Here is a 1048-nt window from a genome sequence, read left to right on the forward strand (position 1 = left end):
CCCCGGACTCCGCGCCCGCGCCGGAGATGGCATCCGTCTGCACCGGCGCGGGCGCGGGCAAGGACTTCGTCTGCGGCATCGACTTCGGCGGCACCAAGATCGCGCTGGCCACCGCGCGGCCGGACGGCACGATACTGGCGAGCGAGCGGCTGATCACCGAGGCCCGCGAGGGCGCGGTCCAGGCGGTTCGGCGTGCGATGGCGGCCGCCCGCGAACTGGTCGCGCACACCGCCGCGACCACCGGCGGACGGTGCGTGGCGGTCGGCGCGGTCAGTCCCGGCATCGTGCTGCCCGACCGGATCCTGCTCGCGCCCAACGTGCCGGGCTGGCAGGACCTGGCACTGGCCACGACGCTGTGCGAGGGGCTGGGCCTGGAGCCGGAACGGGTCGCCGTCGGCAACGACGCCAAGGCCGCCGCGCTGGCCGAATACCGCTGGGGCGCGTTGCGCGGCGCGGACCCGGCGATCCTGCTCACCGTCGGCACCGGGATCGCCGCCGCGATCGTGCTGGGCGGGCGGGTGCTCGGCGGCGCGAACGGCGCGGCCGGCGAGATCGGCTACCTGCTGCGGGGGCGGGGCGACACCGGATTCGGGGCCGGGCACGCGCCGTTGGAGGAGTACGTCTCGGGCATCGGGCTGGGTGCGCGGGGCAGCGAACTGCTCGGCCGCGAGGTGGACGCCGCCGCGCTGTTCACCGATCCGGATCCGCAGGTGCGCACGCTGGTCGACGAGGCGTTGGACGAACTGGCGGTACACGTAGCCAACTTGGCGCTCACGCTCGACGTGCAGCGGATCGCGGTGACGGGTGGGCTGATGCGCTCCGCTTCGCGTGTGCTGGGGGCGATTCGGGCGCGGGCGCGGGTGGCTGTGCCGTTTCCGCCGGTGGTCGTGCGGGCGCGGTTCCTGCAGGATGCGGCGCTTCGTGGGGCGGTCTCGCTGGCCGCGGAGGTGTTGCTGCGGTCTCCGGGATCCGCCGACTTGGCCTCAAAAGCCGGCCGGGCTTGTAAAGTTGGGGCGAAAACCCGCCCGGGGGGGGGGGGCGGGCGCCA

Annotated in this window: 1 protein-coding gene; it reads left to right on the forward strand. The window is 74.9% G+C overall.

Going from position 1 to position 1048, the window contains the following annotated elements; genetic code table 11:
* Positions 1-26: 26 nt before the first annotated feature.
* On the forward strand, positions 27-1048 hold a 1022-nt coding region (locus ACFXMF_RS47790; protein ID WP_380021359.1), incomplete at its 3' end, for an ROK family protein.

This window comes from Embleya sp. NPDC059213 (genome assembly GCF_042754445.1).
Taxonomy (GTDB): Bacteria; Actinomycetota; Actinomycetes; order Streptomycetales; family Streptomycetaceae; genus Embleya.